The organism is Ulvibacter sp. 2210JD10-4 (genome assembly GCF_058148525.1).
The window spans coordinates 1-231 of record NZ_JBYVJZ010000129.1; the positions used below are offsets into that span (position 1 = coordinate 1).

1 pseudogene is annotated in these 231 nt (G+C 41.6%); it reads left to right on the forward strand.

What is annotated here, in order from left to right:
- Positions 1-231, forward strand: a pseudogene (locus ACY2RT_RS15750) (CTP synthase); the annotation flags it as partial.

Below are 231 nucleotides of genomic sequence, written 5' to 3' on the forward strand. Positions count from 1 at the left end.
GGGAATTTTTAGGTAAAACAGTTCAGGTAATCCCGCATATTACCAATGAGATCAAAGAACGGGTTCAATTGTTAGGCACTACGGGAGAATATGACATTGTCATCACAGAAATAGGAGGAACCGTAGGGGATATTGAATCCCTGCAATATATAGAATCTGTGAGACAGCTAAACTGGGAACTGGGAGATGACAACGCACTGGTAATTCATCTTACCTTAGTGCCATACCTGT